General features: G+C 50.1%; 2 protein-coding genes. Both read right to left on the reverse strand.

The genetic code is table 11. The features are described 5' to 3' along the window. Nucleotides 1-237 (reverse strand): D-aminoacyl-tRNA deacylase (locus tag ACFQEU_RS17915; protein WP_379784360.1); only part of this gene is annotated, 237 nt, incomplete at its 3' end. Nucleotides 238-286: 49 nt separating this feature from the next. Beyond that, nucleotides 287-535: hypothetical protein (locus tag ACFQEU_RS17920; RefSeq protein WP_379784362.1), on the reverse strand; the 249-nt coding region annotated here is incomplete at its 5' end.

The following is a 535-nucleotide window of genomic DNA, read 5'->3' on the forward strand; positions in this document are numbered from 1 at the left end:
AAGCAAGACACCACCACCGATATCGCTAACGCTTAAATTCATTTTACCGGCGCTATCGCTGAAAACCCGATAATTCAGTAACTTGTCCAATAACTTGGCCGCGACAGATTCATCATCAAATTTTTCGACCCCTAACAGCACCAACAACCCTTGGTCGATGGCGCCAATGGTCTCGCCGTCCACCGCAACAGAGGCATGTGTTACCCGCTGAATTAAAGCTTTCACCCTAGATCTCACTGTTACGCAAAGTGCATCATCTTAGCGCAATCAGAGATTCAACCACAGCTCAACCACAATCCACTGGCATAGCACCACAACAGTCGGCAATATCAGATTGAGCTTTGACAATGGCATCAACCATAGGCGCCTCGCGCATGGAGTGGCCGGCTTCGCGCACGATGTGCAATTTCAAATCCGGTAGCACATCTTGCAAGGCTACCACTTGAGCAATAGGCGCAACCATGTCAAAACGACCATGCACGCAGGTGGTGGGAATATCCGAAATGGTCGCTAACCCTTGAATGCCCAGCGCGTG

It is taken from the genome of Halorubrum tibetense (assembly GCF_042661865.1).
Classification (GTDB): domain Archaea; phylum Halobacteriota; class Halobacteria; order Halobacteriales; family Haloferacaceae; genus Halorubrum; species Halorubrum tibetense.